General features: G+C 73.7%; 25 protein-coding genes. 13 read left to right on the top strand and 12 right to left on the bottom strand.

What is annotated here, in order from left to right; translation table 11 throughout:
* Positions 1-7: 7 nt before the first annotated feature.
* Genes AB0Q96_RS09045 through paaA form a run of 5 tightly spaced genes read right to left on the bottom strand, consistent with a single transcriptional unit; the run spans position 8 to position 3,646 of the window.
* Entirely contained in the window at positions 8-1,096 is a 1,089-nt protein-coding gene (locus AB0Q96_RS09045; protein WP_365323186.1) for a 2Fe-2S iron-sulfur cluster-binding protein, read from the bottom strand.
* Positions 1,097-1,621 carry a 1,2-phenylacetyl-CoA epoxidase subunit PaaD gene (gene paaD, locus AB0Q96_RS09040; protein ID WP_365323184.1) on the bottom strand — a complete coding sequence of 175 codons (525 nt, stop codon included), beginning with the start codon at positions 1,619-1,621 and terminating at the stop codon, positions 1,097-1,099.
* A complete protein-coding gene (gene paaC / locus AB0Q96_RS09035) occupies positions 1,615-2,349 on the bottom strand; it encodes a 1,2-phenylacetyl-CoA epoxidase subunit PaaC (protein WP_365323182.1) in 735 nt (244 codons plus the stop codon). The genes paaD and paaC overlap by 7 nt, the downstream gene beginning before the upstream one ends.
* On the bottom strand, positions 2,346-2,633 hold the full coding sequence (gene paaB, locus AB0Q96_RS09030) for a 1,2-phenylacetyl-CoA epoxidase subunit PaaB (protein WP_365323180.1): 288 nt from the start codon (positions 2,631-2,633) through the stop codon (positions 2,346-2,348). The genes paaC and paaB overlap by 4 nt, the downstream gene beginning before the upstream one ends.
* Positions 2,630-3,646 (bottom strand): 1,2-phenylacetyl-CoA epoxidase subunit PaaA, encoded by a 1,017-nt coding sequence (gene paaA / locus AB0Q96_RS09025; RefSeq protein ID WP_365323178.1) that lies wholly within the window; start codon positions 3,644-3,646, stop codon positions 2,630-2,632. The genes paaB and paaA overlap by 4 nt, the downstream gene beginning before the upstream one ends.
* A gap of 112 nt (positions 3,647-3,758) precedes the next feature.
* On the opposite strand from paaA, the gene AB0Q96_RS09020 reads away from it, so the two are divergent.
* The 3 genes from AB0Q96_RS09020 (at position 3,759) to AB0Q96_RS09010 (ending at position 6,648) form a co-directional block, all read left to right on the top strand.
* Positions 3,759-4,685, top strand: a complete 927-nt coding sequence (locus AB0Q96_RS09020) for a DUF5819 family protein (RefSeq protein ID WP_365323176.1) — start codon at positions 3,759-3,761, stop codon at positions 4,683-4,685.
* Positions 4,682-5,905, top strand: coding sequence for an HTTM domain-containing protein (locus AB0Q96_RS09015; protein ID WP_365323174.1), 1,224 nt, complete (start codon positions 4,682-4,684; stop codon positions 5,903-5,905). The genes AB0Q96_RS09020 and AB0Q96_RS09015 overlap by 4 nt, the downstream gene beginning before the upstream one ends.
* 107 nt (positions 5,906-6,012) lie before the next feature.
* Positions 6,013-6,648 (top strand): TrmH family RNA methyltransferase, encoded by a 636-nt coding sequence (locus AB0Q96_RS09010; protein ID WP_365323323.1) that lies wholly within the window; start codon positions 6,013-6,015, stop codon positions 6,646-6,648.
* A 72-nt stretch (positions 6,649-6,720) separates the two neighbouring features.
* Here AB0Q96_RS09010 and paaN read toward each other — a convergent pair whose 3' ends face one another.
* Positions 6,721-8,418 carry a phenylacetic acid degradation protein PaaN gene (gene paaN / locus AB0Q96_RS09005; RefSeq protein ID WP_365323172.1) on the bottom strand — a complete coding sequence of 566 codons (1,698 nt, stop codon included), beginning with the start codon at positions 8,416-8,418 and terminating at the stop codon, positions 6,721-6,723.
* Between the two features lie 121 nt (positions 8,419-8,539).
* Between paaN and AB0Q96_RS09000 the strand changes: the two genes are divergently transcribed.
* The gene (locus AB0Q96_RS09000; protein ID WP_365323170.1) at positions 8,540-10,111 is read left to right on the top strand and encodes a 3-hydroxyacyl-CoA dehydrogenase; all 1,572 of its coding nucleotides are present in this window, start codon (positions 8,540-8,542) and stop codon (positions 10,109-10,111) included.
* Positions 10,108-10,701: a TetR/AcrR family transcriptional regulator gene (locus tag AB0Q96_RS08995; RefSeq protein WP_365323168.1), complete on the top strand. Its 594-nt coding sequence runs from the start codon at positions 10,108-10,110 to the stop codon at positions 10,699-10,701. Before AB0Q96_RS09000 ends, AB0Q96_RS08995 begins: the two co-directional genes overlap by 4 nt.
* A gap of 204 nt (positions 10,702-10,905) precedes the next feature.
* On the opposite strand, the gene AB0Q96_RS08990 is transcribed toward AB0Q96_RS08995, so the two are convergent.
* The gene (locus AB0Q96_RS08990; RefSeq protein WP_329428404.1) at positions 10,906-11,373 is read right to left on the bottom strand and encodes an Lrp/AsnC family transcriptional regulator; all 468 of its coding nucleotides are present in this window, start codon (positions 11,371-11,373) and stop codon (positions 10,906-10,908) included.
* A gap of 316 nt (positions 11,374-11,689) precedes the next feature.
* Between AB0Q96_RS08990 and pdhA the strand changes: the two genes are divergently transcribed.
* The 8 genes from pdhA (at position 11,690) to AB0Q96_RS08950 (ending at position 20,044) form a co-directional block, all read left to right on the top strand.
* Entirely contained in the window at positions 11,690-12,853 is a 1,164-nt protein-coding gene (pdhA, locus tag AB0Q96_RS08985; protein WP_365323167.1) for a pyruvate dehydrogenase (acetyl-transferring) E1 component subunit alpha, read from the top strand.
* Entirely contained in the window at positions 12,850-13,881 is a 1,032-nt protein-coding gene (locus AB0Q96_RS08980) for an alpha-ketoacid dehydrogenase subunit beta (RefSeq protein WP_365323165.1), read from the top strand. Before pdhA ends, AB0Q96_RS08980 begins: the two co-directional genes overlap by 4 nt.
* Positions 13,881-15,218: a dihydrolipoamide acetyltransferase family protein gene (locus tag AB0Q96_RS08975; RefSeq protein WP_365323163.1), complete on the top strand. Its 1,338-nt coding sequence runs from the start codon at positions 13,881-13,883 to the stop codon at positions 15,216-15,218. The genes AB0Q96_RS08980 and AB0Q96_RS08975 overlap by 1 nt, the downstream gene beginning before the upstream one ends.
* 275 nt (positions 15,219-15,493) lie before the next feature.
* Positions 15,494-16,414, top strand: a complete 921-nt coding sequence (locus tag AB0Q96_RS08970) for a DUF6457 domain-containing protein (RefSeq protein ID WP_365323161.1) — start codon at positions 15,494-15,496, stop codon at positions 16,412-16,414.
* Complete coding sequence (locus AB0Q96_RS08965; protein WP_365323160.1) at positions 16,411-17,754, top strand: molybdopterin molybdotransferase MoeA; 1,344 nt, start codon at positions 16,411-16,413, stop codon at positions 17,752-17,754. The genes AB0Q96_RS08970 and AB0Q96_RS08965 overlap by 4 nt, the downstream gene beginning before the upstream one ends.
* On the top strand, positions 17,751-18,836 hold the full coding sequence (locus tag AB0Q96_RS08960) for a potassium channel family protein (RefSeq protein ID WP_365323159.1): 1,086 nt from the start codon (positions 17,751-17,753) through the stop codon (positions 18,834-18,836). The genes AB0Q96_RS08965 and AB0Q96_RS08960 overlap by 4 nt, the downstream gene beginning before the upstream one ends.
* A 10-nt stretch (positions 18,837-18,846) precedes the next feature.
* Positions 18,847-19,047: a hypothetical protein gene (locus tag AB0Q96_RS08955; protein WP_365323158.1), complete on the top strand. Its 201-nt coding sequence runs from the start codon at positions 18,847-18,849 to the stop codon at positions 19,045-19,047.
* A 10-nt stretch (positions 19,048-19,057) separates the two neighbouring features.
* Positions 19,058-20,044 carry an NAD(P)H-quinone oxidoreductase gene (locus AB0Q96_RS08950; protein WP_365323156.1) on the top strand — a complete coding sequence of 329 codons (987 nt, stop codon included), beginning with the start codon at positions 19,058-19,060 and terminating at the stop codon, positions 20,042-20,044.
* A 177-nt stretch (positions 20,045-20,221) separates the two neighbouring features.
* On the opposite strand, the gene AB0Q96_RS08945 is transcribed toward AB0Q96_RS08950, so the two are convergent.
* From AB0Q96_RS08945 to AB0Q96_RS08925, 5 genes are all read right to left on the bottom strand, one after another.
* A complete protein-coding gene (locus tag AB0Q96_RS08945; RefSeq protein WP_365323155.1) occupies positions 20,222-20,773 on the bottom strand; it encodes a bacterial proteasome activator family protein in 552 nt (183 codons plus the stop codon).
* Positions 20,774-20,887: 114 nt separating this feature from the next.
* Positions 20,888-23,752, bottom strand: coding sequence for an ABC transporter permease (locus AB0Q96_RS08940; protein WP_365323153.1), 2,865 nt, complete (start codon positions 23,750-23,752; stop codon positions 20,888-20,890).
* Positions 23,749-24,486: an ABC transporter ATP-binding protein gene (locus AB0Q96_RS08935; RefSeq protein WP_365323151.1), complete on the bottom strand. Its 738-nt coding sequence runs from the start codon at positions 24,484-24,486 to the stop codon at positions 23,749-23,751. The genes AB0Q96_RS08940 and AB0Q96_RS08935 overlap by 4 nt, the downstream gene beginning before the upstream one ends.
* A gap of 180 nt (positions 24,487-24,666) precedes the next feature.
* Positions 24,667-25,308: a PadR family transcriptional regulator gene (locus AB0Q96_RS08930; protein WP_365323149.1), complete on the bottom strand. Its 642-nt coding sequence runs from the start codon at positions 25,306-25,308 to the stop codon at positions 24,667-24,669.
* 96 nt (positions 25,309-25,404) lie between these two features.
* Positions 25,405-26,241, bottom strand: a complete 837-nt coding sequence (locus AB0Q96_RS08925; RefSeq protein WP_365323147.1) for a hypothetical protein — start codon at positions 26,239-26,241, stop codon at positions 25,405-25,407.
* Between the last annotated feature and the right edge of the window lie 110 nt (positions 26,242-26,351).

Below are 26,351 nucleotides of genomic sequence, written 5' to 3'. Positions count from 1 at the left end.
CCGCCCGTCAGCGGTCGAAGTCGAGCTCGACCTCCGGGGTCGCCGGGTGGGACTGGCAGGCCAGCACGTATCCGGCGTCGGTCTCCTCGGGCTCCAGGGCGAAGTTGCGGTCCATCCGGACCTCGCCGGTGACGAGGAAGGCGCGGCAGGTGCCGCAGACCCCGCCCTTGCAGGCGTACGGGGCGTCCGCCCGGGCGCGCAGCACGGTCTCCAGGAGCGTTTCGCCCTGCTGGACGGGCCAGTTGCCGGAGCGTCCGTGCAGGGTGGCGGTCAGGGTGGCGTCCGCGGGGGCGTCCACGGCGGGGGCCGGGGTGGGGGCGGAGCCGTCGTCGACGTGGAAGATCTCCTGGTGCACGCGGCCGCGGTCGACGCCGAGCTCGCGCAGGGCCCGCTCGGTGTTCTGCACCAGGCCGAAGGGGCCGCACAGGAACCAGCCGTCGATGTCGCCGACCGGGAGCAGTGCGGGCAGCAGGGTGGTGAGCCGCTCGTGGTCGAGCCGGCCGGAGGGGAGTCCGGCCTGCTGTTCCTCGCGGGAGAGCACGGTGACCAGCTGGAAGCGGTCGGGGAAGCGGTCCTTCAGGTCGGCGACCTCGTCGAGGAACATCGTGGAGGCCGCGGAGCGGTCGCTGCGGACGAGGCAGAACGTGGCGTCGGGCTGTCGGGCGAGCAGGGTGGCGGCCATGGACAGGACCGGGGTGATGCCGCTGCCGCCGACGACGGCGGCGAAGTGTCCGGGGCGCGGGTCGAGGACGAAGCGGCCCATGGGTTCCATGACCTCGACGGTGTCGCCGACGGCGAGTTCCTTGAGGGCGTAGGTGGAGAACTCGCCGCCGTCGACGAGGCGGATGCCGACGCGTAGGACGGGGGTCTCGCCCTCGGGGGCGGCCGGGGCGCAGATCGAGTACGTGCGGCGGATCTCTTCGCCGTGGGTTCCGGTGCGGCGCAGGGCGAGGTGCTGGCCGGGGGTGTGGCGGTAGGTGTCGCGCAGCTCGGGCGGGACGGCGAAGGTGACGGCCACCGAGTCGTCCGTGAGCTGCTCGACCTCGCTGACCCGGAGCGGGTGGAATCCGGCCCGTCCGGTCTTTGAGGACTGCATCTACAACTCCTTGAAGTGGTCGAACGGTTCGCGGCAGGCCGTGCAGCGGCGGAGTGCCTTGCACGCCGTGGACGAGAAGCGGCTGAGGAGTTCGGTGTCGGTGGAGCCGCAGTTCGGGCAGCGGATCGCGAGGGTGAGGGGTACCGGGCCGCCGGTGGGGCCCTGGGGGCGGGGCGGGGCGATGCCGAACTCGGTGAGTTTGCGGCGTCCTTCCTCGGTGATGTCGTCGGTCGACCAGGCGGGGCTGAGGACGGTGACGACGCTGACCTCGGGCATGCCGTGGGCGTGGAGGGCGTGTTCGATGTCGGAGGACATCGCCTCGATCGCGGGGCAGCCGGTGTAGGTGGGGGTGAGCTCGACCTCGACGCGGCCGGGTCCGCGGACGTGGACGCCGCGTACGACGCCGAGTTCGGCGAGGGTGAGGACGGGCAGCTCGGGGTCGGGGACGGCGCCGGCGATGCGGGCGAGTTCCTGTTCGAGCGCGGTCGGCGGGGCCGTGGCCGCGGCCGGGGTGGTGGTCACCATGACGCCCCCGGGTGGCTGCGGTGCAGGTGCTGCATTTCGGCGAGCATCCGTCCGAAGGACTCGGTGTGCAGGCCCTGGCGGCCGGCGCCGGCCTTCCAGGCGCCGGTGCGGGGTCCGGTGGGGACGGTGAGGGTGGCCTGGTCGAGGACGGCGGTGACGGAGTCGAGCCAGGCGCGCTCCATCGCGGCGGTGGCGTCGGGGGTGAGGTCCAGGCCGTCGAGGGGCCGGAAGAGTTCGCCCGTGTACCGCCAGAGGGCGTCGCAGGCCTGCTGCATGCGCCGGTGGCTCTCGTCGGTGCCGTCGCCGAGGCGGAGGGTCCAGTGCTCGGCGTGGTCCTGGTGGTAGGCGACTTCCTTGACGGCCTTGGCGGCGAGTCCGGCGAAGGGGCCGTCGCCGGCCGCGAGCTCGCCGTACAGGAGGCGCTGGTAGGTGGAGAAGTAGAGCTGGCGGGCGATGGTGTGGGCGAAGTCGCCGTTCGGCTGCTCGACGAGCTGGCAGTTGCGGAAGGCGCGCTCCTCGCGGAGGTAGGCCAGTTCGTCCTCGTCGCCGGCGAGGGAGAGCAGGATGCGGGCCTGCCCGAGGAGGTCGAGCGCGATGTTGGCGAGAGCGACCTCCTCTTCCAGGACGGGGGCGTTGCCGGCCCATTCCCCCAGCCGTTGGGCGAGGACGAGGGCGTCGTCGCCGAGGGCGAGGGCGGCGGCCGGGGTGGTGGCGGGCTGGGTGGTCACAGGTGCTTCACCCCGTCCGGGATCTCGTAGAAGGTGGGGTGCCGGTAGGGCTTGTCCGCCGAGGGCTCGAAGAAGGGGTCCTTCTCGTCGGGGGAGGAGGCGGTGATACCGGTGGAGGGGACCACCCAGATCGAGACGCCCTCGCTGCGGCGGGTGTAGAGGTCGCGGGCGTTGCGCAGGGCCATTTCGGCGTCCGGCGCGTGCAGGCTGCCGGCGTGGGTGTGGGACAGTCCGCGGCGCGAGCGCACGAACACCTCCCACAGCGGCCATCCGTTGGTGGTCATGCCCGTGCCTCCCCGTGCGTGTGCTGCTTCGCGGTGTGCTTCCCGGCGTATGCCGCGGCGGCGTCCCTGACCCAGGCGCCGTCCTCGTGCGCCTGGCGGCGCTTGGTGAGCCGCTCCTCGTTGCAGGGGCCGTTGCCCTTGAGGACGTCCCAGAACTCGGCCCAGTCGATGGGGCCGAAGTCGTGGTGCCCGCGCTCCTCGTTCCACTTCAGGTCGGGGTCGGGCAGGGTGAGGCCGAGGGACTCGGCCTGCGGGGCGGCGATGTCGACGAAGCGCTGGCGCAGCTCGTCGTTGGAGTGCCGCTTGATCTTCCAGGCCATGGCCTGGGCGGAGTGGGTCGACTCGTCGTCCGGCGGGCCGAACATCATCAGCGAGGGCCACCACCAGCGGTCCACCGCGTCCTGGGCCATGGCGTGCTGGGCCTCGGTGCCGCGGGAGAGGGCGAGGAGCGCCTCGTACCCCTGGCGCTGGTGGAACGACTCCTCCTTGCAGACCCGGACCATGGCGCGTGCGTACGGCCCGTAGGAGCAGCGGCAGAGGGGGACCTGGTTGGTGATGGCGGCGCCGTCCACGAGCCAGCCGATGGCGCCGACGTCGGCCCAGGTCAGCGTGGGGTAGTTGAAGATCGACGAGTACTTCTGGCGGCCGGAGTGCAGCTTGTCGAGGAGCTCGTCGCGGCTGGTGCCGAGCGTCTCGGCCGCGCTGTACAGGTACAGGCCGTGGCCGGCCTCGTCCTGGACCTTGGCCATGAGGATCGCCTTGCGCCGGAGGGAGGGGGCGCGGGTGATCCAGTTCGCCTCGGGCTGCATGCCGATGATCTCGGAGTGGGCGTGCTGGGCGATCTGGCGGACCAGGCCGGCCCGGTAGGCGTCGGGCATCCAGTCGCGTGGCTCGATGCGCTCGTCGGCGGCGACGGCGGCGTCGAACACCGCTTCCAGGGCCGCGTGCGTCGCCGCCGTCCCTGTCGTCGCCGGTGTCGCTGTCGCTGTCGTCTCTGCCGTACCTGCGGTCATCGGACCCCCTACCGACCGATCGTTCGGTTGAATTGCTTCAATGGTCGTTCGACGGCCCGTAAGGTGTCAACCTCTGTGGATAAGTGCTTGGGCCGATCGGGAGCGGGGCGCGATGGACTCGTACGGCGACGGGGGCGTGGAAGAGGACGCCGGGGAGGCTGCGACCAGCGAGGATTCCGGGGCCGGTGAGGACTCCGGGGCCACCGGGGACGGTGGGGGCACCGGTGATCCGGCCGGTGAGGACACCGGCCCGGCACGGCGGGACGCCCTCACGCCGGAGGACGAGCGCGCTCCGCAGGGATCCTCCGCTCCGCAGGACGAGAACGCTCCCCCGGCCGCTCCCCCGGCCGGCCCCCCGGCCGGGATCGCCGCGCTCTCGCTGCCGTATCAGGTGGTCGCCGCCGTCGCGCTCGCCGTGCTCGGGGTCTTCGCCTGTGTGCATCTCGGCATGGTGTTCCTGCACGTCGCTCCGTCGAACACGCTGACCAAGCAGCACGGCGAGGCCGTCGACGACTGGATCTACCCCGAGTTCGAACAGAACTGGAAGCTCTTCGCCCCCAACCCGCTCCAGCAGAACATCGCCGTCCAGGTGCGCGCGCAGGTGTCCGGTGCGGGCGGCCGCAGGACCACCGGCTGGATCGATCTCTCCGGCCAGGACGCCGCGCAGATCCGCGGCAGCCTCCTGCCGAGCCACACCGAGCAGAACGAGCTGCGCAGGGCCTGGGACTTCTACCTGAACTCCCACACCGACGACCACCGCCCCAACGGGCTGCGCGGAGAGCTCTCCGAGAGCTACATGCGGCGGATCGTGATGCTGCGCCTCGACGAGCGGGAGCTCGGCGGCACGGTCCAGCGGGTCCAGCTGCGCTCCGTGACCCGGCCCATCCCGTCCCCCTCGTGGAGCGGCGAGAAGACCGACACCGCGCCGGTCTTCCGTACGTATCCCTGGTGGCGGATCACCGATCCCGACCGGCCCGCCGGGGCCGCGGGCGCCGAGGCCCGGGGTCTCGCGCCGAACCGTACGGAGGCCGGCCGATGAGCGGCACCCCCGCTGCCCCCGCGCAGCCCCGCGTCCCCTTCGACCGGCGGCTCGCCCGCGCCCTCCAGAAGGTCACGGCCGAGGCCCTCGGCCCGTACCAGACGGCCATCGTCCGGATCGGCTTCTCGCTCACCTGGCTGCTGTTCCTGCTGCGCGAATGGCCGCACCGGGCGGAGCTGTACGGGCCCGACGGCCCCTGGTCCTGGGAGATGGGCCGCCGGCTGATCACCGACAACCACGCCTTCACCGTCCTGATGTGGTCGGACGGGAGGCTGTGGTTCGAGCTCGTCTACGGCCTCGCGGTGCTCTCCTCGGTCCTGCTGCTGCTCGGCTGGCACACCCGCGCCGTGTCCGTGGTCTTCATGGCCGGCGTGCTGTCCCTGCAGAACCGGTCCATCTTCATGGGCGACGGCGGCGACAACGTCGTCCACATCATGGCGCTCTACCTCGTCCTCACCCGCTGCGGCCAGGTCTGGTCGCTCGACGCCCGGCGGGCGTCGCGGCGGGCGGCGGACGACGCGGCGGGCGGCCCGGACCGCGACCTCGTGGGGCCGGTGCTGTGGACGCTCCTCGGCGGCCTGCTGATGGCCACCACCTACTTCTCCGACATCACCGGGGAATGGTGGCTCGTGGTGCTGCTGTGGGTGCTGTGGCTGGGGCAGGGGCTGTGGTGGCTGGTGTGCCGGTATGCCGAGGACGAGCCGCGCACGCTGCTCGACGTCATCGCCAACCTCACCCACAACGCGGCCCTCGTCGTGATCATGGCGGAGGTCTGCCTGATCTACGCCACGGCCGGCTGGTACAAGATCCAGGGTTCGCGCTGGCAGGACGGCACCGCGCTGTACTACCCGCTCAAGCTGGACTACTTCTCCCCTTGGCCCGCCCTCTCCGGGCTGCTGGGCACCAGCGGGGTGATGGTGCTGCTGCTGACCTACGGCACGGTGATCGTGCAGGTCGCGTTCCCCTTCACGCTCTTCAACCGCAAGGTCAAGAACGTCCTGCTCGCGGTCATGATGCTGGAGCATGCCGGCATCGCCGTGCTGCTCGGGCTGCCCTTCTTCTCGCTCGCGATGATCTCCGCGGACGCGGTCTTCCTGCCGACCGGCTTCCTGCTGTGGCTGGGCGTACGGGCGGCACGGGGCCGGGACCGGCTGCTGCGGCGGAAGGAGCCCGCGCGGGAGGAGGCTCCGGCGCCGCGCCCCCGTACCCTCGTCGGGTGAGCACCACCGAGGAACAGCCCCGGCCCGTCGGGAGCACCGAACCGTCCGAGCCGTCCGTCCCGTCCGCACCGGCCGGGACGGACGAGGCCGACGAGGCGAGCGAGCCGATCCAGTACGACGAGGGGTTCGGCCCCGAGGTCGGCGTCGGGCCGCACCCGGAGCCCTGGCCGCGGGGCGAGCGCTACGACCCCGAGCTGCTCGCCGGCGGGGACCGGCGCAACGTCGTCGACCGCTACCGGTACTGGACGCGCGAGGCCATCGTCGAGGACCTCGACACCCACCGCCACGACTTCCACGTGGCGGTGGAGAACTGGGGCCACGACTTCAACATCGGTTCGGTGGTGCGGACCGCCAACGCCTTCCTCGCGAAGGAGATCCACATCGTGGGGCGGCGGCGCTGGAACCGGCGCGGAGCCATGGTCACCGACCGCTACCAGCACGTGCGCCACCACCCGGACACCGAGGCGCTGACCGCCTGGGCAGCGGCCGAGAACCTGCCGATCATCGGCATCGACAACCTGCCGGGCGCCGTGCCGCTGGAGCGCACCGTGCTGCCGCGCCGCTGCGTGCTGCTGTTCGGGCAGGAAGGGCCGGGCCTCACCGAGGAGGCCCGGAAGCACGCGGCGATGGTCTGCTCGATCGCCCAGTTCGGCTCGACCCGGTCGATCAACGCGGGGGCCGCGGCCGCCGTCGCCATGCACTCCTGGGTGCAGCGGTACGCCGACGTCCCGGACCCGCAGTAGCCGACAGGCCCGCCCGGACCCGCCCTCCCGGTGGCCCGTGACCCCGGACCTCCGGGGTCACAGGGCGGGAGGTCAGGCCTGGCGGCGGACCTCCACCACGCGGAAGCGGTTGGAGACGAAGGCGCCGTCGCACAGCGCCGCGTTCGCCGCCGGGTTGCCGCCGGAGCCGTGGAAGTCGGAGAACGCGGCCGTCTGGTTCACGTAGACCCCGCCCGTCAGGTTCAGCGAGAGCTGCGCCGACTCCTCCAGGCAGACCTCCTCCACGGCCCGCTCGGTGTCGGCCGAGGTCGTGTACGCGCCGACCGTCATCGCGCCCTTCTCGCGCACCGTGCGCCGCAGCAACTCCAGGGCGTCGGCGGTCGAGTCGACCGAGACGGCGAACGAGACCGGGCCGAAGCACTCGGAGAAGTACGCCGCGTCCGCGTCCGGCTTGGAACCGTCCAGCTTCACGATGACCGGGGTGCGGACGACGGCCTGCGGGAAGTCCGGGTTCGCCACCTCGCGGGAGGCCAGCGCGACCTCGCCCAGGCCCGCCGCGGCCTCCAGACGCGCCTTCACGTCCGGGTTGACCAGCGCGCCGAGCAGCGCGTTCGCCCGCGCGTCGTCGCCGAGCAGGCCGCCGACCGCGCCCGCGAGGTCGGCGACGACCTCGTCGTACGTCTTCGGGCCCTGGTCGGTGCTGACGCCCTCGCGGGGGATCAGCAGGTTCTGCGGGGTGGTGCACATCTGGCCGCTGTACAGGGACAGCGAGAACGCCAGGTTGGAGAGCATGCCCTTGTAGTCGTCGGTCGAGTCGACGACGACCGTGTTGACGCCGGCCTTCTCCGTGTACACCTGCGCCTGGCGGGCGTTGGCCTCCAGCCAGTCGCCGAAGGCGGTCGAGCCCGTGTAGTCGATGATCCGGATCTCGGGGCGGACGGCCAGCGTCTTGGCGATGCCCTCGCCGGGACGCTCGGCGGCGAGCGCCACCAGGTTGGGGTCGAAGCCGGCCTCGGCGAGGACCTCGCGCGCGACCCGGACCGTGAGGGCCAGCGGGAGGACCGCGCGGGGGTGCGGCTTGACCAGGACCGGGTTGCCGGTGGCCAGCGAGGCGAACAGGCCCGGGTAGCCGTTCCACGTCGGGAAGGTGTTGCAGCCGATCATCAGCGCGATGCCGCGGGCGACCGGGGTGAACTCCTTGGACAGCTCCAGGGGATCGCGCTTGCCCTGCGGCTTGGACCAGTCGGCGCGGCCGGAGGGCGTACGGGTCTGCTCCGCGTACGCGTACGCCACCGCCTCCAGACCGCGGTCCTGGGCGTGCGGGCCGCCGGCCTGGAAGGCCATCATGAACGCCTGGCCGCTGGTGTGCATGACGGCGTGGGCGAACTCGTGGGTGCGGCCGGAGATCCGGGCCAGGATCTCCAGACAGACCAGGGCGCGGGTCTCGGGGCCCGCGTCGCGCCAGGCACCCATGCCGGCGCGCATCGCGGGCAGCAGGACGTCGATGTCGGCGTGCGGATACGTGATGCCGAGGGCCGGGCCGTACGGCGAGACCTCCGCGCCGGTCCAGTCGTCGGTGCCGGGCTGGTCGAGCTCGAAGCGGGTGTCGAGCAGGGCCTTGTAGGCGTCGAGACCGGCCGCCGCGTCCAGCGAGCCGCCCTCCCCGTACGCCTTGGGGTGCTCCGGATACGGAGACCAGTACGCGCGCGTGCGGATGGTGTCGAGGGCCTGATCCAGGGTGGACCGGTGCTTGTCGGCCAGACGGTCGGTGGTCAGCTGAGCGGCGGCCATGGGCGCAACTCCTCAATGAGCTGGGCAGGGGCAGGCGTACGGAGTTAGAGTAACCGAACGATCGGTCGGGACAAGGGGGTCCGCCGATCCTGTGGAAAACCCATCGGGGAGGATCACTCCTATGACCGCCAACACGACCGTCCAGGGGAGCGACGCGGTGTCGGCCGACGGAGCCGGACCCATCGATCCGAGCCGCACCGTCGCCGTCGTCGGCACGGGGACCATGGGCCAGGGCATCGCCCAGGTCGCCCTCCTCGCGGGCCATCGGGTCCGCCTCTACGACAGCGCCCCGGGCCGCGCCGAGGAGGCCGTGACCGGCGTCGCGGCCCGCCTGGACCGGCTCGTCGAGAAGGGCCGGCTCGACGCCGCGCTGCGCGCCGCCGCCGTCACCCGGCTGCACGCGGCGGACGGGCTCGCGGAGCTGGCCGACGCCGCCCTGGTCGTCGAGGCGATCGTCGAGCGGCTCGAGGTCAAGCAGCGCCTCTTCGCCGACCTGGAGGAGATCGTCGGCGAGGACACCGTGCTCGCCACCAACACCTCCTCCCTCTCCGTCACCGCCATCGCGGGCGGCCTGCGGCTGCCCGGGCGCTTCGTCGGCATGCACTTCTTCAACCCGGCCCCGCTGCTGCCGCTCGTCGAGATCGTCAGCGGCTTCGCCACCGAGCCGGCCGCCGCCACGCGCGCGTACGAGACGGCGAGGAGCTGGGGCAAGACGCCGGTGCGCTGCGCCGACACCCCCGGTTTCATCGTCAACCGGATCGCCCGCCCCTTCTACGCGGAGGCGCTGCGCCTCTACGAGGAGGGCGCGGCCGACCCCGCCACGATCGACGCGGCGCTGCGCGAGTCCGGCGGCTTCCGGATGGGCCCCTTCGAGCTGACCGACCTCATCGGCCAGGACGTCAACGAGGCGGTGACCCGCTCCGTATGGGAGTCCTTCTTCCAGGACCCCAAGTTCACGCCGTCGCTCGCGCAGCGGCGCCTGGTCGAGTCGGGGCGGCTGGGCCGCAAGTCGGGGCACGGCTGGTTCCCGTACGCGGAGGGCTCCGTCCGTCCCGAGCCGCACACCGCGCCGCCGGCGAAGGCGCCCGCGACGGTCACCGTCCGCGGTGACCTCGGGCCCGCCGGGGCGCTCGTCGAGCTCTTCGAGCAGGCGGGGATCACCGTGCGGCGCAAGGGCGGCACCGGGTACGTCGCGCTGCCCGGCGGCGGCCGGCTGCACCTCGCGGACGGCGAGACGTCCTTCGAGTTCCTCGACGAGGAGGTCGTCTACTTCGACCTCGCCCTGGACTACGCGCGGGCGGGCAGGATCGTTCTGTCCACCGCCGCCCGCACCTCCCCGGAGACCCTGGAGGAGGCCGTCGGGCTCTTCCAGGCGCTCGGCAAGCAGGTCTCCGTGATCGGCGACGTGCCCGGCATGATCGTCGCCCGTACGGTCGCCCTCCTCGCCGACCTCGCGGCCGACGCCGTCGACCGGGGCGTGGCCTCGGCCGAGGACGTCGACACCGCGATGCGGCTCGGCGTGAACTACCCGGCCGGGCCCCTGGAGTGGGCCGGACGGATCGGTTTCGCGGGGCTGCGGGACCTGCTCGGCAACCTGCACGAGCGCTACCCCACCGGCCGTTACGCGCCCTCGCTCGCCCTCGCGCGGCGTGGCTGCGACGAAGAGGCCGCAGAGGCGGAGGAGAGCCGATGACCACCGCGCGACGCGACACGTACACCCCCGACACGCTGCTCTCGGTCGCCGTGCGCGTCTTCAACGAGCGCGGCTACGACGGCACCTCCATGGAGCACCTGTCCAAGGCGGCCGGGATCTCCAAGTCCTCGATCTACCACCACGTGGCGGGCAAGGAGGAGCTGCTGCGGCGCGCGGTCAGCCGGGCGCTCGACGGGCTCTTCGCGGTGCTCGACGAGCCGGGCGCGGGGCGCGGCCGGGCCGTCGAGCGGGTCGAGTACGTGACCCGGCGCACCGTGGAGGTGCTGGTCGAGGAGCTCCCGTACGTGACGCTGCTGCTGCGGGTGCGGGGCAACACGCAGACCGAGCGGTGGGCGATGGAGCGCCGCCGCGAGTTCGACCACCGGCTGGCCGACCTCCTGAGGGCGGCGGCGGCCGACGGCGACCTGCGGGCCGACCTGGACATCCGGCTCGCGACCAGGCTGCTCTTCGGCATGATCAACTCGCTGGTGGAGTGGTACCGGCCGCACCCGGACGCCCCGGAGGAGGGCGATCAGCTGGCGGACACCGTCGTACGGATGGCCTTCGGAGGGCTGCGTACGGCCCGCTGAGGGCGAGGGGGCCCGCCGGGGCTGCCGAGGCCCCTCGTGCCCGGTGGCCCCCACCGAGGCCGGTGGGGGCCACCGGGGCTGTTGGGCACCCACCAAGGCCGGTGGGGGCCGACACCGGCCGTTGGGGGCAACCGAGGCCGGTGGAGGGCCAATCGAGGCCGGTGTCGGCCCCCTGGAGCCGCCCGGCGCGCCCCGTCGGGCCGCTCAGCCGCGCTGTTCCGGGTCCGGGTCGAGGTCGGTCTCCTCGAAGACCAGCAGGGTGCGGGTGGAGAGCACCTCCGGGATCGACTGGAGGCGGGTGAGCACCAGCTCCCGCAGGGTGCGGTTGTCCGGGGTGTGGACCAGCAGCAGGACGTCGAAGTCGCCGCTGACCAGCGCGATGTGCGCGGCCCCTGGCAGGGCCTGGAGCTGCTCGCGCACGGTGCGCCACGAATTCTGGACGATCTTGAGCGTGATGTAGGCGGAGGCGCCGTGCCCCGCCCGCTCGTGGTTGACCCGGGCGCTGAAGCCGCGGATCACCCCGTCGTCGATGAGCCGGTTGATCCGCGCGTACGCGTTGGCCCGGGAGACGTGGACCCGCTCGGCCACCGAGCGGACCGAGGCGCGCCCGTCCGCCTGGAGCAGCCGCAGGATGTCCCGGTCGATCGCGTCCAGCGGGCGGGCCGGCGGCATCGGGGAGACGATGGCAGGGCCCGCCGGGGCTCCCGCCGGGCCCGCCGGAGCGCCCGTCGAGGGGGCGGCGCCGGGGGGCGCGTTCAGGAGCTCGTCGATCGTGCGCTCCTCGACGTCGGCCATTTGTTCATCCGCCATGTCCCCCCGCCTCTCTCCTGTGGACGACCTGCACCCATCCCAAGCTGTGGAGAACCGTTTGTCCACAGGCTGAAGGTGCCTGTAGCCAAAATGCCTCCACGACCGAACAATCGGTAGGTGAGGCGCGCCACATTTCGCGCCACCCGCCTTCGGGTCTTATGCCCGCTCCCACGAGGAGGTGGACTCGTTGCAACAGCGCAGTTCGACAGTCCAAGAGCCCCCCGGTGCCGCACTCGCCTACCGGCCCACCCCGCCGCCGGCCTGGCGGCCGCGTACCGACCCCGCCCCGCTGCTGCCGGACGCCGAGCCGCTGCGCGTGCTCGGCACGGACGCCGTGGCCGACGCCGACCCGGAGCTGCTGCGCCGCCTCTACGCGGAGCTCGTGCGCGGCCGCCGGTACAACGCGCAGGCGACCGCCCTCACCAAGCAGGGCCGCCTCGCCGTGTACCCCTCCACGACGGGCCAGGAGGCCTGCGAGGTGGCGGCCGCGCTGGCCCTGGAGGAGCGGGACTGGCTCTTCCCCTCGTACCGCGACACGCTCGCCGCCGTCGCCCGTGGCCTCGACCCCGTCCAGGCGCTGACCCTGCTGCGCGGCGACTGGCACACCGGCTACGACCCGCGCGAGCACCGCATCGCCCCGCTGTGCACCCCGCTCGCCACCCAGCTCCCGCACGCGGTGGGCCTCGCCCACGCCGCCCGGCTGAAGGGCGACGACGTGGTCGCCCTCGCCATGGTCGGCGACGGCGGCACCAGCGAGGGCGACTTCCACGAGGCGCTGAACTTCGCCGCCGTGTGGCAGGCCCCCGTGGTCTTCTTCGTGCAGAACAACGGCTTCGCGATCTCCGTGCCGCTCGCCAAGCAGACCGCGGCCCCCTCGCTGGCCCACAAGGCCGTCGGCTACGGCATGCCCGGCCGGCTCGTCGACGGCAACGACGCCGTCGCCGTCCACCAGGTGCTCACCGAGGCCGTCACCCGCGCCCGGCGCGGCGGCGGGCCCACCCTCGTCGAGGCCATCACCTACCGGATGGACGCCCACACCAACGCCGACGACGCCACCCGCTACCGCGGCGACAGCGAGGTCGAGACCTGGCGGGCGCACGACCCGATCCTGCTGCTCGAACGGGAGCTGACCGAGCGCGGCCTCCTCGACGAGGACGGCCGGCGCGCGGCGGCCGAGGCCGCCGAGACGATGGCGGCTGCGCTCCGCGAGCGGATGAACGCCGACCCCGTGCTGGACCCGATGGACCTGTTCGCGCACGTCTACGCCGAGAAGACCGCGCAGCTGCGCGAGCAGGCGGAGCAGCTGCGGGCGGAGCTCGACGCCGAGAGTGAGGCGGGATGACCACCCACGCGACCGCGAGGCCGGCCGCCAAGGTGGCGGCCAAGCCCGCCACCATGGCGCAGGCCCTCCAGCGGGCCATGCGCGACGCGATGGCCGAGGACCCCACGGTCCACGTCCTCGGTGAGGACGTCGGCACCCTCGGCGGCGTCTTCCGGGTCACCGACGGCCTCGCCAAGGAGTTCGGCGAGGACCGCTGCACCGACACGCCGCTCGCCGAGGCGGGCATCCTCGGCACGGCCGTCGGCATGGCCATGTACGGGCTGCGGCCGGTCGTGGAGATGCAGTTCGACGCGTTCGCCTACCCGGCGTTCGAGCAGCTCATCAGCCACGTCTCCCGGATGCGCAACCGCACCCGCGGCGCGATGCCGATGCCGATCGTGGTCCGGGTGCCGTACGGCGGCGGCATCGGCGGGGTCGAGCACCACAGCGACTCCTCCGAGGCGTACTACATGGCGACCCCCGGTCTCCACGTCGTCACCCCGTCGACCGTCGAGGACGCCTACGGGCTGCTCCGCGCGGCGATCGCCTCCGACGACCCGGTGGTCTTCCTGGAGCCCAAGCGGCTCTACTGGTCGAAGTCCGACTGGTCCCCCGAGGCGCCCGCCGCGGTGGAGCCGATCGGCAAGGCCGTCGTGCGCCGCCGTGGCACCAGCGCCACCCTCATCACCTACGGCCCCTCCGTGCCGGTCTGCATGGAGGCCGCCGAGGCCGCCCGGGCCGAGGGCTGGGACCTGGAGGTCGTCGACCTGCGCTCGCTCGTGCCGTTCGACGACGAGACCGTCAGCGCCTCCGTGAAGCGCACCGGCCGCGCGGTCGTCGTGCACGAGTCCACCGGCTTCGGCGGACCGGGCGGCGAGATCGCCGCCCGGGTCACCGAGCGCTGCTTCCACCACCTGGAGGCGCCGGTGCTGCGCGTCGCCGGCTTCGACATCCCGTACCCGCCGCCGATGCTGGAGCGGCACCACCTGCCCGGCGTGGACCGGGTCCTGGACGCGGTCGCCCGGCTCCAGTGGGAGGCGGGGAGCTGATGGCCCAGGTGCTCGAATTCAAGCTGCCGGACCTCGGCGAGGGCCTCACCGAGGCCGAGATCGTGCGCTGGCTGGTGAACGTCGGGGACGTCGTCGCCATCGACCAGCCGGTCGTCGAGGTCGAGACGGCCAAGGCGATGGTGGAGGTGCCCTGCCCGTACGGCGGCGTGGTCACCGCCCGCTTCGGCGAGGAGGGCGCGGAACTGCCGGTCGGCGCACCGCTCCTGACGGTCGCGGTCGGCGGCGCGGAGGGAGCCGCGGGCGCGGGTACCGACGCGCTCGCGGGCGCCGGGGCGGCCGAAGAGGCCGAGTCCTCGGAGTACTCCGGCAACGTGCTCGTCGGCTACGGCACGGCCGGGCCCGCGGCCCGGCGGCGCCGGGTCCGCCGGGAGACGCCCGCCGTGACTCCGGTCGTCACGCCGGTCGTGGCACCCGTCGCGGCTGCCGTGCCCGCCGTGGCCCAGGGGCCCGTGCCCGTCATCTCCCCGCTGGTGCGCAAGCTGGCCCGGGACGAGGGGCTCGACCTGCGGGAGGTCCAGGGCTCCGGGCCCGCCGGGCTGATCCTGCGCGCCGACGTCGAGACGGCCCTCGCCGTACGGTCCCGGCCCGCCGCCCCGGCCCCCGTGGCGGTTGCCGTCGCGCCCGCCGCCGGTGAGCGGATACCGCTGCGCGGCGTGCGCGGAGCGGTGGCCGACAAGCTGTCCCGCAGCCGTACCGAGATCCCCGACGCGACCTGCTGGGTCGACGCCGACGCCACCGAGCTGATGGCCGCGCGCGCGGCCATGAACGCGGCCGGCGGGCCGAAGATCTCCGTGCTCGCGCTGCTCGCCCGGATCTGCGCCCACGCCCTGGCCCGCTTCCCGGAGCTCAACTCCACGGTGGACACCGCCGCACGGGAGATCGTCCGGCTGCCGTCCGTGCACCTGGGCTTCGCCGCCCAGACCGAACGCGGGCTGGTCGTCCCCGTCGTCAAGGACGCCGGCGGGCGCACCACGGAGTCGCTGACCGCCGAGTTCGCCCGGCTGACGGAGTCGGCGCGCCAGGGGAAGCTCACGCCGGCGGACCTGACCGGCGGCACCTTCACCCTGAACAACTACGGGGTGTTCGGCGTCGACGGCTCCACGCCGATCATCAACCACCCCGAGGCGGCCATGCTCGGGGTGGGACGGATCATCCCCAAGCCGTGGGTGCACCAGGGCGAGTTGGCGGTACGTCAGGTGGTGCAGCTGTCGCTGACCTTCGACCACCGGGTCTGCGACGGAGGCACGGCCGGCGGCTTCCTCCGCTACGTCGCCGACTGCGTCGAGAATCCGGCGGTGCTGCTGCGCACGCTGTGACAGGACTCCGCCGGGGCGGACACCGGCCGGGGCACGGGGCCCCGGCGGTTCCCGGCGGCCCCGTCCGGGACCCAAACCCGCGCCGGGTCCCGGACACGCCCTCGCGGACCGGGCCGGACCGAGCCGCCCTCTGCTGAGACGCGGACGCGGACGCGGACCGGCCGTACGTTCCGGCCGTACGTGCTGGAGGCGCCTTCCGGGCGGCGCCCTCCTCGGCCGACCCGCCCTGGGTCCCGGGTGGCCGGTCCCGGCCCGGTGCGGACGATACTGCTGGGATGACGACCGCGTACGACGCCATCGTGCTCGCCGGGGGTGCCGCCCGACGCCTCGGCGGGGCCGACAAGCCCGGAGTACGGGTCGGTGGTCGGAGCCTGCTTGACCGGGTCCTGACGGGCTGCCGCGACGCCGGGACGACCGTGGTCGTCGCCGAGCCCCGGGCCACCGCGCGCCCCGTGGAATGGGCCAGGGAGGACCCGCCGGGCGGCGGCCCCCTTGCCGCCCTCGACGCCGGCCTGCGCCGCCTAGCCCCCGCCGATCCCTTCGCCCCTTCCGGGCGTTCCACCCCCGCCGGCCCGTCTGGCCCTTCCGACCCCGTCGTTCTCCTCCTCTCCGCCGACCTTCCCTTCTTCCGCGCCGACACCGCGCGGCGGCTCGTGGACGCGCTCGTCTCGGGAGCCGGGGCCGGGGCCGAAGCGGCCGTGCTGGTCGACGGGGACGGGCGGGAGCAGCCGTTGGTGGCGGCCTACCGGGTGCGGGCGCTTCGGCGGGAGATCGCGGGAGTGGCCGCCGAGCGCGGTGGGCTCGACGGGCTTCCCCTGCGGCTCGTCACCGGGAGACTGCCGGTCGTGCGGGTCGCGGGGGAGGGCGGGGCCTCCTTCGACTGCGACACCTGGGGGGACATCGCCACCGCCCGGGCGCGGATCAGGGAGCATGGGAACGTGCTGGACGAATGGATCACCGCAGTCAAGGACGAACTGGGCATCGACCTGGACGTCGACACACACCTCCTGCTCGACCTCGCCCGGGACGCCGCCCACGGCGTCGCCCGGCCCGCCGCACCGCTGACCACGTTCCTGGTCGGGTACGCGGCGGCCAGGGCCGGTGCCGACGGAGGGCCCGAGGCCGTCGCGGAGGCCGCCCGCAAGGCGGCCGCGCTGGCCCAGCGATGGGCCGCCGAGCAGGACGACGCCGGATGACGATGAAGGAGCGGCTGCCCGACGACGGCGTCGACGACGCCCTCGCGCTCGTCGCCCGGCCCCGCACGGACTCCCCGGCCCCCGACGCCGCGCCGGAGGCCCATCGCGCCACCCCCTGGCCCGAGGCCCGCGCCGTCGCGGCCCGCGCCGCGGAGCCGCGCGAGCCGGTCCGGGTGCCGCTCGGGCAGGGGCTCGGGCACGTCCTGGCCGAGCCGCTGCGCGCGCTCACCGACCTGCCCTCCTTCGACACCTCCGCCATGGACGGCTGGGCGGTCGCCGGGCCCGGCCCCTGGCGGATCGCCCCCGAGGGCGCCGTCCTCGCCGGGCACGCCCCCGCCGCCGAACTCGCCGACGGCGACGCCGTGCGGATCGCGACCGGCGCGCGCGTGCCGTCCGGGGCGACCGCCGTCGTCCGCCGCGAGCACTCCCGTACCGACACCGCCGGGCAGCTGCACGCCCTGCGCGCGGTCGTCCACGGCCAGGACATCCGCCCCCGGGGCCAGGAGTGCGGCACCGGCGACCTGCTGCTGCCCGCCGGGAGCGCGGTGACCCCCGTGGTCCTCGGCCTCGCCGCCGCGGCCGGCTACGACGAGCTGGCCGTGCGCCAGCGCCCCCGCGTGGAGGTGCTGGTCCTCGGCGACGAACTGCTCGCCGCCGGACTCCCCCACGAGGGCCTGATCCGTGACGCGCTCGGCCCGATGCTCGGCCCCTGGCTGGCCGCGCTCGGCGCGGAGGTGCTCGGCACCCGCCGGATCGGCGACGACGCCGACGCGCTGTACGCGGCGGTCACCGGTTCCACCGCCGACGTGGTCGTCACCACCGGTGGCACGGCGGCCGGTCCCGTCGATCACGTCCACACCGTGCTCGACAAGGCGGGGGCCACGCTGCTCGTCGACGGGGTGAAGGTCCGGCCCGGCCACCCCATGCTCCTGGCGCGCATGGAAGCCGCCTCCGGCTCCTCGGCCCCCCGCCACCTGGTCGGTCTGCCCGGTAATCCGCTCGCCGCCGTCTCCGGGCTGCTCACGCTCGCCGAGCCGTTGCTGCGTGCCCTCGCCGGGGCGCCCGCCCCCGGCCCGTACCGGCTGCCCGTGCGGGCGGAGGTGCCGGGGCATCCGTACGACACCCGGCTGGTCCCCGTGGTCCACCGGGAGGACGGGGTCGAGCCGCTGCACTACAACGGCCCGGCGATGCTCCGCGGCATCGCCGTCGCCCACGGCATGGGCGTGGTCCCGCCGGGAGGTGCGGGCCCCGGGCAACCGCTGGAGCTCCTGGATCTACCCTGGCAGGTCGTGTCGGCCGACGGTCCGGGCGGCGGAGCCCAAGGAGTGTGTTTCACGTGAAACTTCCCAACCGGGACGTGATGGCCCGGGAGGCCGGGGAGAAGGTGACCGGCTCCCGGATCAGGCTGCCGCGCCGCGTGGTGGAGAATCCCCTGCGCCAGGTCGGCAAACGCCTGCTCATGGCGCTGGGAGTGCTGCTCCTGACCGTCTTCATCGTCTACATCGACCGGGCCGGCTACCACGACAACGCCGACGACACGGTCGACTTCCTCGACTCCGTCTACTACGCGACGGTCACCCTTTCCACCACCGGATACGGCGACATCGTCCCGTACAGCGACTCGGCGCGGCTGGCGAACATCCTGCTGGTCACGCCGCTGCGCGTGCTGTTTCTGATCATCCTGGTCGGTACCACCCTCGAGGTCCTCACGGAGCGGACCCGGGAGGAGTTCCGACTGCGCCGCTGGAGGACCGCCTTGCGCGACCACACCGTCATCGTCGGGTTCGGCACGAAGGGGCGGTCGGCGATCCAGACGCTCTGCGCGACCGGCCTGCGCAAGGACCAGATCGTCATCGTCGACCCCTCCACCAAGGTGATCGAGGCGGCCAACGCCGACGGTTTCGTCGGGGTCATCGGCGACGCGACCCGCAGCGACGTGCTGATCCGCGCCGAGGTGCAGAAGGCCCGTCAGATCGTCATCGCCACCCAGCGCGACGACACGGCCGTCCTGGTCACCCTGACGGCCCGCCAGCTCAACCGCGGGGCGAAGATCGTCGCGGCGGTCCGCGAGGAGGAGAACGCGCCGCTGCTGCGCCAGTCCGGCGCCGACGCGGTGATCACCAGCGCCAGTGCCGCCGGGCGGCTGCTCGGCCTGTCGGTGCTCAGCCCCAGCGCGGGCACCGTGATGGAGGACCTGATCCAGCAGGGCTCCGGGCTCGACCTCGTGGAACGGCCGGTGACCAAGGCCGAGGCGGGGCGGAGCGTCCGGGAGACGGACGACCTGGTGGTGAGCGTGCTGCGCGGCCACCGGCTGCTCGGATACGACGATCCTGCCGCCAGCCCGCTCCAGTTGACGGACCGTGTGATCACCATCGTGCGGGCCGCGCCGGTCACCCCGCTCACCACGCCGAGCGACGACTAGACCGGGGCGGGTGCCGCGACGGGCACCGGGACTGGGATCCAGGGCCGGGACCGGCACCCGCACCCGCGACCGGCCGGTCGGCCCCGGACCGGCACCCGCGACCAGCGGGCCCGGCGCCGGCACCCGCACCCGGGACCAGCGGGCCCGCACCCGCCCCCGCGACCGGCCGGGCCCCGGCCCGCACCCGCCCCCGTCGGCGATCGCGGAGTAGCCTCGCCGCCATGCATGCGATCACGATTCCGGAACCCGGTGGTCCCGAGGCGCTGGTCTGGGCCGAGGTGCCCGACCCCGTCCCCGCCGAGGGCGAGGTCCTCGTCGAGGTGGTGGCGAGCGCCGTCAACCGTGCCGATCTGCTCCAGCGCCAGGGCTACTACGACCCGCCGCCGGGCAGCTCTCCCTACCCCGGCCTGGAGTGTTCCGGCCGGATCGTCGCGCTCGGCCCCGGGGTCTCCGGCTGGTCCGTCGGCGACGAGGTGTGCGCGCTGCTCGTCGGCGGCGGCTACGCGGAGAAGGTCGCCGTCCCGGTGGGGCAGCTGCTCCCGAAGCCCGAGGGCGTCGGCCTGGCGACGGCCGCCGCGCTGCCCGAGGTGGCGTGCACGGTGTGGTCGAACGTCTTCATGCTGGCCCATCTGCGGCCCGGCGAGACCCTGCTGGTGCACGGCGGGGCGAGCGGCATCGGCACGATGGCGATCCAGCTGGCCAAGGCGGTCGGCGCGCGGGTCGCGGTCACGGCCGGCGGCCCCGAGAAGCTGGCGCGCTGCGCCGAGCTGGGCGCGGACATCCTCATCGACTACCGCGAGCAGGACTTCGTCGAGGAGCTGAGCAAGGCGACGGACGGTGCCGGGGCGGACGTCATCCTGGACATCGTCGGCGCGAAGTACCTGGAGCGGAACATCAAGGCGCTCGCCGTCAACGGCCGGCTGGTCGTCATCGGGCTCCAGGGCGGCGTCAAGGGCGAGTTGAACCTCGGCGCGCTGATGGCCAAGCGGGGGGCCGTGCTCGCGACCACGCTGCGTTCCCGTCCGCCGGGCGAGAAGGCGGCCGTGGTGGCGGCGGTCCGCGAGCACGTCTGGCCGCTGATCGGCGCGGGCACGGTCACCCCGGTCGTCGACCGCACGGTGCCGATGCCCGAGGCTCCCGACGCGCACCGGGCCATCGAATCGGGCACCCACGTCGGCAAGGTGCTGCTGCTCGCACCGCAGAACTGACGGAAGGCCCGGCGCCGCTGCTCGCACCGGAGCAGTGAAGGAGGCCCGGCGCCGTTGCTCGCCACCGCTGAAGTGACGGAAGGCCCGCCGCCGTTGCTCGCACCGCGGAAGTGACGGAAGGCCCGCCGCCGTTCCCGGCGTCGGGCCTTCCTCTCGTCCGTTCGTCCGTGTCCGGCCTTACAGGTACGGCCCGGATCCGACGGCCCGCCCGTGGCCCGGGCCGTGGTCGTCGTCATCGTCGTGCGAGGCGCCCGGCGGGAGTGCCCGGCGCATCTGCTCCAACTGGGCGCGGGCCGCCATCTGCTGGGCGAACAGCGCCGTCTGGATGCCGTGGAAGAGACCTTCGAGCCAGCCCACCAGCTGGGCCTGCGCGATCCGCAGCTCCGAGTCGGAGGGGATCGCCTCGTCGGTGAACGGCAGGGAGAGCCGCTCCAGTTCCTCCACCAGCTCCGGCGCGAGACCGTCCTCCAGCTCCTTCACGGAGCTGGCGTGGATCTCCTTGAGCCGCACGCGGCTGGCCTCGTCGAGAGGGGCCGCCCTGACTTCCTCCAGAAGCTGCTTGATCATGCTGCCGATCCGCATGACCTTCGCAGGCTGCTCGACCATTTCCGTCACCGGGACCTCGCGGGATTCGTCGTCACCCTGAGCGCCGCCGAGCGCCGTCCCGTCCGGGCCCACGATCAGGACCTGGGGGTGCTCCTGCGACCTGTCATTCCTCGGCATCTCCATGCCGCCATTCTCTCGCACACATGCCTCACCACACGGTGTGCCCCTGTACGGGAGTGATCCACCCTCGTACAGGGGCACGGCATGGCAACGAACGCGTGTGCGGCGGCGGGGTCCCTAGTGGGCGGCGCGGCGGGCCAGGGCTCCGCGCGAGCGGGTCACCAGGGCGGCCAGCAGGGCGGCGCCGAGCGGTACGGCCACCAGGAGGGCGGCGAGCGTCTCCCAGGGGACGACGATCGGCACGTACGGCGGGGTGTCCGAGCTGGACCAGCCGTTCTCCAGGTTCTCCTGGTAGAAGCGCAACTGCGCGCGCTCCTCGGTGAGCCGCAGCCCGATGGCGGGCAGGACTCCGGCGGCGGAGCCGAGGACCACGCCCATCGCGGCGACGACTCCGCACTGGAAGCCGCTGAGCGTACGGCGGACCCGGGGCGGGGCGCCGACCGCGGCGAGCGTCTTCAGGTCGGCCTCGGCGTCGGCCTGGGCGAGCCCGGTGGCGATGCCGGCCGCGCCGATGGTGACCAGGCCGGCGAAGACGGTCAGCGCGAGGAGGACGAGGCTGGTCTTGCTGACGTAGCCCTCCTCCAGGGTGAGGTCCACGCTGCTGCCCAGCTTGGCGATCTCGCTGTCCAGCTTCTGCCGCTGCTCGCTGTCGGGCAGGCGGTCGGTGGTGAAGTACGCGCCCATGGGCACGGTGGTCAGTCCGGCGGCCTTGGCGGCGGCCGGGCTGAGGATGCTGTGCACGCCGTACGAGAGCGGCGAGCCGGGCACCTGGTAGGCCGGGAGGTTCTTGACCTCGCCGGGGACCGGCAGGTTCTTCTGGGAGGCGAGGTCGGCGGCCTCGGTGTCGGTGATCAGCTTGACGCCGACCGTGCCGGTCTTCCGGTCGACCTGCGTCTTCAGGAAGTTGACGACCTTGCCGTCGGCGAGGGCCTTGGCGGCGCCGGGGTCGTCGATGCCGAGGATCTTGAGGATCGGGGCGTCGGCGACGAGCATGCCACCCTCGACGTAGACGCCGTTGCCGGCACTGGCCTGGCAGCGCCAGTCCTTGGTGCTGAGCTCGCGGCGCTGCTCCTTGGTGAACTTCTCGGAGGGGTCGGAGCCGTCGGGCGAGAAGGCCCACAGGGGGCACTCGTTGGCCCGCGGGACGACGACCTCGAAGCGGCCGCAGCCCTTGCCGCCGCCCCAGGGCTCGCAGCCCGGCTTGCCGACGGCGATCCGGGAGACGTCGGCGCGGACGTCGACGGGGAAGATGTGCTGGACGGCCTCGCGGACCGCCGGTGCGTCCCGGCCGCCCTCCTCGATGACGAGCGCGGCGACGACGCCGTGCGGCAGGCGTGCCTCGTACTCGGCGAGGCCCTGGGCGTCCTGGCTGGCGGTGTAGGTGGCGACGGCGACGGTGCCCGCGACGGCGGCGAGGACGGCGGCGACGGCGGGTGCCGTACGGCCCCGGTTGCGCACGGCGTCGCGCAGGGCGAGGCGCGGCGAGAGCGGCAGCCAGCGGCCGGTGCGGCCGAACAGGCCGACCAGGGCGGGGGTCAGGGCGACCACGCCCAGCTCGGCGATGGCCGAGCCGCCGGCGACGATGACGAACTGGTCGGAGACGACCGATCCGTACAGGGCGACGGCCGCGCCGAGGAGGACGGCGCCGAGGCCGACCAGGGGCAGCACCCGGCTGCCGCGGCGGATGCCGCGACGGCCCGTCAGGGAGGCGAGGACGGTCTGCCGGGAGGCGGTGACGGCGGGGACGATCGCGGCGAGCAGTCCGGTGAGGACGGCGAGTCCGGCGATGCCGAGGAGTTCCAGCGGCCGGATGGTGAAGCCGCCGAACCGCTGGCCCATCGCGTCCTCGAGGAGCGGGCGGAGCGCGAAGGTGAGGATCAGGGCGAGGACGGTGCCGACGAGGGCCGCGGCGACGCCGATGACGAGTCCGCCGCTGAGCACGATGGCCCGGATGTGGCTGCGGGCACCGCCGTTGGCGCCGACGAGGCCGAGCTGGCGGCGCGAGCGGCGGGCGCCGACCGCGAACGCCGGTCCGGCGAGCAGGCAGATCTCCAGCATCGCGAGACCGACCACGGTGCCCGCGGCGGCGAGGGCGGCGGCGTCGGAGGCCAGGCTGCTGTCGAAGTTGCGCCAGCCGTCCTTCTGGAAGAGCGGCACCTCGGCGTCCGAGGGCGGGTCGAGGGCCACGGCGCGCGAGACGACCACGACGCCCTTGGCGTTGATCTGCTGGACCATGTTCCACGTGAAACCACCGGGCTTGCGCACCAGGTACGTGGTGGAGAGCGACGGCGCCTGCAGCCCGGCCTTCTCGACGGCCTGGCCGTACGGCGCGAGGAAGGCCCCGGGCAGCGCGTTGACCTGGTCCGTCTTGAGGTCGTTGGGGAGCTCGTAGGAGCCGGTGATCCGGTACGTGCGGTCGAAACCGCGCGCGGTGAGGGTGGAGCCGACGGTCAGGCCGCTGGTCTCCAGGAAGTGCGTGGTCGCGGCGACCTCGTCGTTCTTCTCCGGGAAGCTGCCTTCCTGGAGGCGCATGATGCCGCGGGCGACGGGGTCGGCGGCCCTGAGCTCACGGACCTCGGTCTGGAGCAGACCGTGGGCGGTGGTCAGCTTGGCGGTGCCGTAGGTGTCGGTGAGGACGGTGGCGCCGGCCGGTATCACCTTGCGGACGTCGGTCGGGCCGTCCGGCCAGGGCTCGTTCTCGTAGTCCTTGACCGGGGTGTGCTGCTCGCCCGCCGGGTCCTGGTAGACCGGCACCCCGCTGACCTGGGCGTCCCTGAAGCGGGCGTCGGCGGCGCCGATGGCGCGTTCCGTCCGCTGCGCGGCGGTCAGCTCGGAGCTGCGCAGGGTGACGTCGAAGGCGCTCACGCCGAGGATCGGCAGCGCGATCATCGACAGGACGAGGAAACTGCGGCCCTTGGAGCGCCAGGCGTCGCGGCGGGCGATGCGGATCGCGGCCCGCCAGGAGTGGAACCAAGTGTTCACTGCTGTGCCGCCCGGCCGGTCAGGAGCGAGTCGGCCTCGCTGCGTACGGTCTGGTCGACGACGGCGCCGTCGCGCAGGAAGACGACCCGGTCGGCCCAGGCGGCGAAGCGCGGCTCGTGGGTGACCAGGACGCCGGCGGCACCGGCGTCGCAGCGGGTGCGGAGCAGGGCGAGGACGGACTCGCCGGTCTCGGAGTCGAGGGCGCCGGTGGGCTCGTCGGCGAGGACGAGGCGGCGGTTGCCCACGAGGGCGCGGGCGATGGCCACGCGCTGCTGCTGGCCGCCGGACATCTCGTCGGGGAAGCGGTCGGCGAGGTGGCCGAGCTCCATCTCGGCGAGGGCGGCGAGGGCCTCGGTGCGGGCCTTGCGGGCGGAGACGCCGTCCAGCTCGCGGGGCAGGGCCACGTTCTCGGCGGCGGTGAGGGCCGGGATGAGGTTGTAGTCCTGGAAGACGTAGCCGATGCTGCGGCGGCGCAGTGCGGCGAGCTGCTTGACGCTCGCGGAGGTGATGTCGGTGTCCTCGACGATCACCCGGCCCGAGGTGGGGGTGTCGAGGCCGCCGGCGATGGTGAGCAGGGTCGACTTGCCGGAGCCGGACGGGCCCATGACGGCGACGAGTTCGCCGGGGTAGACGTCGAGGTCGATGCCGCGCAGGGCGTGGACCTCGGTGGCGCCCGCGCCGTGGACGCGGGTCAGCTGCTGCAGACGCAGCACGGGCTGCTGCTGTGTGGACATGGCGGGATCCCCCTCGGGCGTACGCGGGCGGGGTGGCGGGCGGGTGCCGGCGGCCGTGCGACGGACGCCGGTGTGGCGGTGCCGCGGACGGCCGGTGCCGGGCGCGGTGCCGGTGCCGGTGCGTACGGTCTGGGTCTGGTCGGGTTGCTTGCGGAGCGGTCGGAAGCGGTGCCTGCCGGGTTACGAAACCCCCGTGGCTCCCGGCAGGGGTGAAGCGGTCGGGGCGGTGTGGGACGGCGCCCCGGGTGGGACGGGTGGTGCGGGTGAGGCGGCGGAGATCGCCGAGAGGCGGATCAGCCGGGACTCGCAGTGGTCCAGCCAGCGGGCCTCCGCCTCGGTCTGGAAGATCAGCTGCTCCAGGACGAGCAGCCAGGCGACGTCGTCGCGCTCGCGGGCGCCCCCGCTCTCGACGGCGGTGATCGCCTGTGCCTTGAGCCGGGTGTAGTCCTGCATCGCCTTCACGGTGTGCCGGCGCTGGGACTGGATGACGTCGCGGATGTCGACCCCGGACGCCCCGACCGCCATGGCCAGCTTGATCGCGAGCTCGTCGCGGGCGGGGCTGGTGCGGTCGACGGGGTTCTCGAACCAGGTGCGCAGTTCTTCGCGGCCCTTGTCGGTGATCGCGTAGAGGGCGTGTCCTGCTCCGTCCTCGCCGTCCTGGCCGACCATGCCGTCCCGTTCCAGCCGGGCGAGGGTCGTATAGACCTGTCCGACGTTGAGCGGCCAGGTGGAGCCGGTGCGGGACTCGAACTCCGTGCGGAGCTGCGAGCCGTAGCGGGGGCCGCGTTCGAGGAGGGCGAGAAGCCCGTGGCGGATCGACATACTCAGTATGTATACCGGGTATGCCCCGGCCGACAAGCGCCCTGAGGCGGACCCCCGGGGTCCGACTCAAGGAGGACCCGGGGCTTCCGGAAGGATTCAGCGGCGCCGCATCCGGACCCCGAGGAAGCCGATGCCGAGGCCCATCAGAGCGAGCCCGACGCCGAGCGTGAGCACCGGAATCCGCCGGTCGGAGAGGGTGGCGACGGCCTCCGCGCCGATCCGGGGCGCCGCCGCCGGCAGCGCCTCCGCCGAGGAGGAGGGGTGCGGCAGCTCCGTCTCAGGTACCGCTCCGACCGCCTCGTCCGCCTCCAGGTCGGGCGCGTCCTCTGTTGCGGTTTTGGTACGAGAGGGGCTTTCCGACGGTGCCGAGGGGCTCGTGGCGGCCGGGGAGCTCGGCTCCGGGGGCCGTCCCGGGTGCTCCCGGCCCTCGCCCGCGGGGTGCCCGGCGAGGGAGGCGGAGCCGTTCGGCGCGGGCCGCCCGTCGGACCCCGCGGCGGAACCGCTCGGCGCGGGCACGGGGGACGCGGTAGAAGAGGGCGAGCCGGAGCCGGAGCCCGATCCGGTCGCCGTCGGGCGCGGGACGACGGTGGCGGCGGTGGCGGCGGTCGGTGGGGCGGTCCCGGTCCCGGTCCCGGTCCCGGTCCCGCGGGGCGGTGCGGTGCTCGCGGCCGGGGTGCGTACGGGGGCCGAGCTCCCGCCCGTACCGCTGTCGTCGCCGCCCGCGTCGTCGGCGCCGTCGTTGCCGTCGTTCTCGCCGGCGCCCGCACGGGTGCCGTGCCCGGTCGTGGCGGGGCCGGCCGGGCCGGCGGGCGTGACCTCGGCGCCGTACGCGTACGCGGGCGGCCCGGTGACGGACACGGCGCAGGCCGCGAGACAGCAGGCGAGGACGGGCCCGAGGGCCCGGGACCGTGCCGTGCGGAGTGCTGGAGTCACCGGGTGACCCCCTCCCGTGCCGAGCCGCCGAGTTCTTCGACTCAGCGTCACATGACGCGACACACCCGGCATCCCGGATCATCCGGACGGGGACGGGCCCTGCGTCGGGC

This window comes from Streptomyces sp. NPDC093111 (genome assembly GCF_040683955.1).
In the GTDB taxonomy this organism is placed as follows: domain Bacteria; phylum Actinomycetota; class Actinomycetes; order Streptomycetales; family Streptomycetaceae; genus Streptomyces.
This window is presented reverse-complemented; position numbering and strand designations above follow the sequence as displayed.

Bases quoted from the DNA above. Each gene is read 5' to 3' on its own strand.
- AB0Q96_RS09045 (WP_365323186.1), bottom strand. From the start codon at position 1,096: ATGCAGTCCTCAAAGACCGGACGGGCCGGATTCCACCCGCTCCGGGTC.
- paaD (WP_365323184.1), bottom strand. From the start codon at position 1,621: ATGGTGACCACCACCCCGGCCGCGGCCACGGCCCCGCCGACCGCGCTC.
- paaB (WP_365323180.1), bottom strand. From the start codon at position 2,633: ATGACCACCAACGGATGGCCGCTGTGGGAGGTGTTCGTGCGCTCGCGC.
- paaA (WP_365323178.1), bottom strand. From the start codon at position 3,646: ATGACCGCAGGTACGGCAGAGACGACAGCGACAGCGACACCGGCGACG.
- AB0Q96_RS09020 (WP_365323176.1), top strand. From the start codon at position 3,759: ATGGACTCGTACGGCGACGGGGGCGTGGAAGAGGACGCCGGGGAGGCT.
- AB0Q96_RS09015 (WP_365323174.1), top strand. From the start codon at position 4,682: ATGAGCGGCACCCCCGCTGCCCCCGCGCAGCCCCGCGTCCCCTTCGAC.
- paaN (WP_365323172.1), bottom strand. From the start codon at position 8,418: ATGGCCGCCGCTCAGCTGACCACCGACCGTCTGGCCGACAAGCACCGG.
- AB0Q96_RS09000 (WP_365323170.1), top strand. From the start codon at position 8,540: ATGACCGCCAACACGACCGTCCAGGGGAGCGACGCGGTGTCGGCCGAC.
- AB0Q96_RS08995 (WP_365323168.1), top strand. From the start codon at position 10,108: ATGACCACCGCGCGACGCGACACGTACACCCCCGACACGCTGCTCTCG.
- AB0Q96_RS08990 (WP_329428404.1), bottom strand. From the start codon at position 11,373: ATGCCGCCGGCCCGCCCGCTGGACGCGATCGACCGGGACATCCTGCGG.
- AB0Q96_RS08980 (WP_365323165.1), top strand. From the start codon at position 12,850: ATGACCACCCACGCGACCGCGAGGCCGGCCGCCAAGGTGGCGGCCAAG.
- AB0Q96_RS08975 (WP_365323163.1), top strand. From the start codon at position 13,881: ATGGCCCAGGTGCTCGAATTCAAGCTGCCGGACCTCGGCGAGGGCCTC.
- AB0Q96_RS08970 (WP_365323161.1), top strand. From the start codon at position 15,494: ATGACGACCGCGTACGACGCCATCGTGCTCGCCGGGGGTGCCGCCCGA.
- AB0Q96_RS08965 (WP_365323160.1), top strand. From the start codon at position 16,411: ATGACGATGAAGGAGCGGCTGCCCGACGACGGCGTCGACGACGCCCTC.
- AB0Q96_RS08950 (WP_365323156.1), top strand. From the start codon at position 19,058: ATGCATGCGATCACGATTCCGGAACCCGGTGGTCCCGAGGCGCTGGTC.
- AB0Q96_RS08945 (WP_365323155.1), bottom strand. From the start codon at position 20,773: ATGGAGATGCCGAGGAATGACAGGTCGCAGGAGCACCCCCAGGTCCTG.
- AB0Q96_RS08935 (WP_365323151.1), bottom strand. From the start codon at position 24,486: ATGTCCACACAGCAGCAGCCCGTGCTGCGTCTGCAGCAGCTGACCCGC.
- AB0Q96_RS08930 (WP_365323149.1), bottom strand. From the start codon at position 25,308: ATGTCGATCCGCCACGGGCTTCTCGCCCTCCTCGAACGCGGCCCCCGC.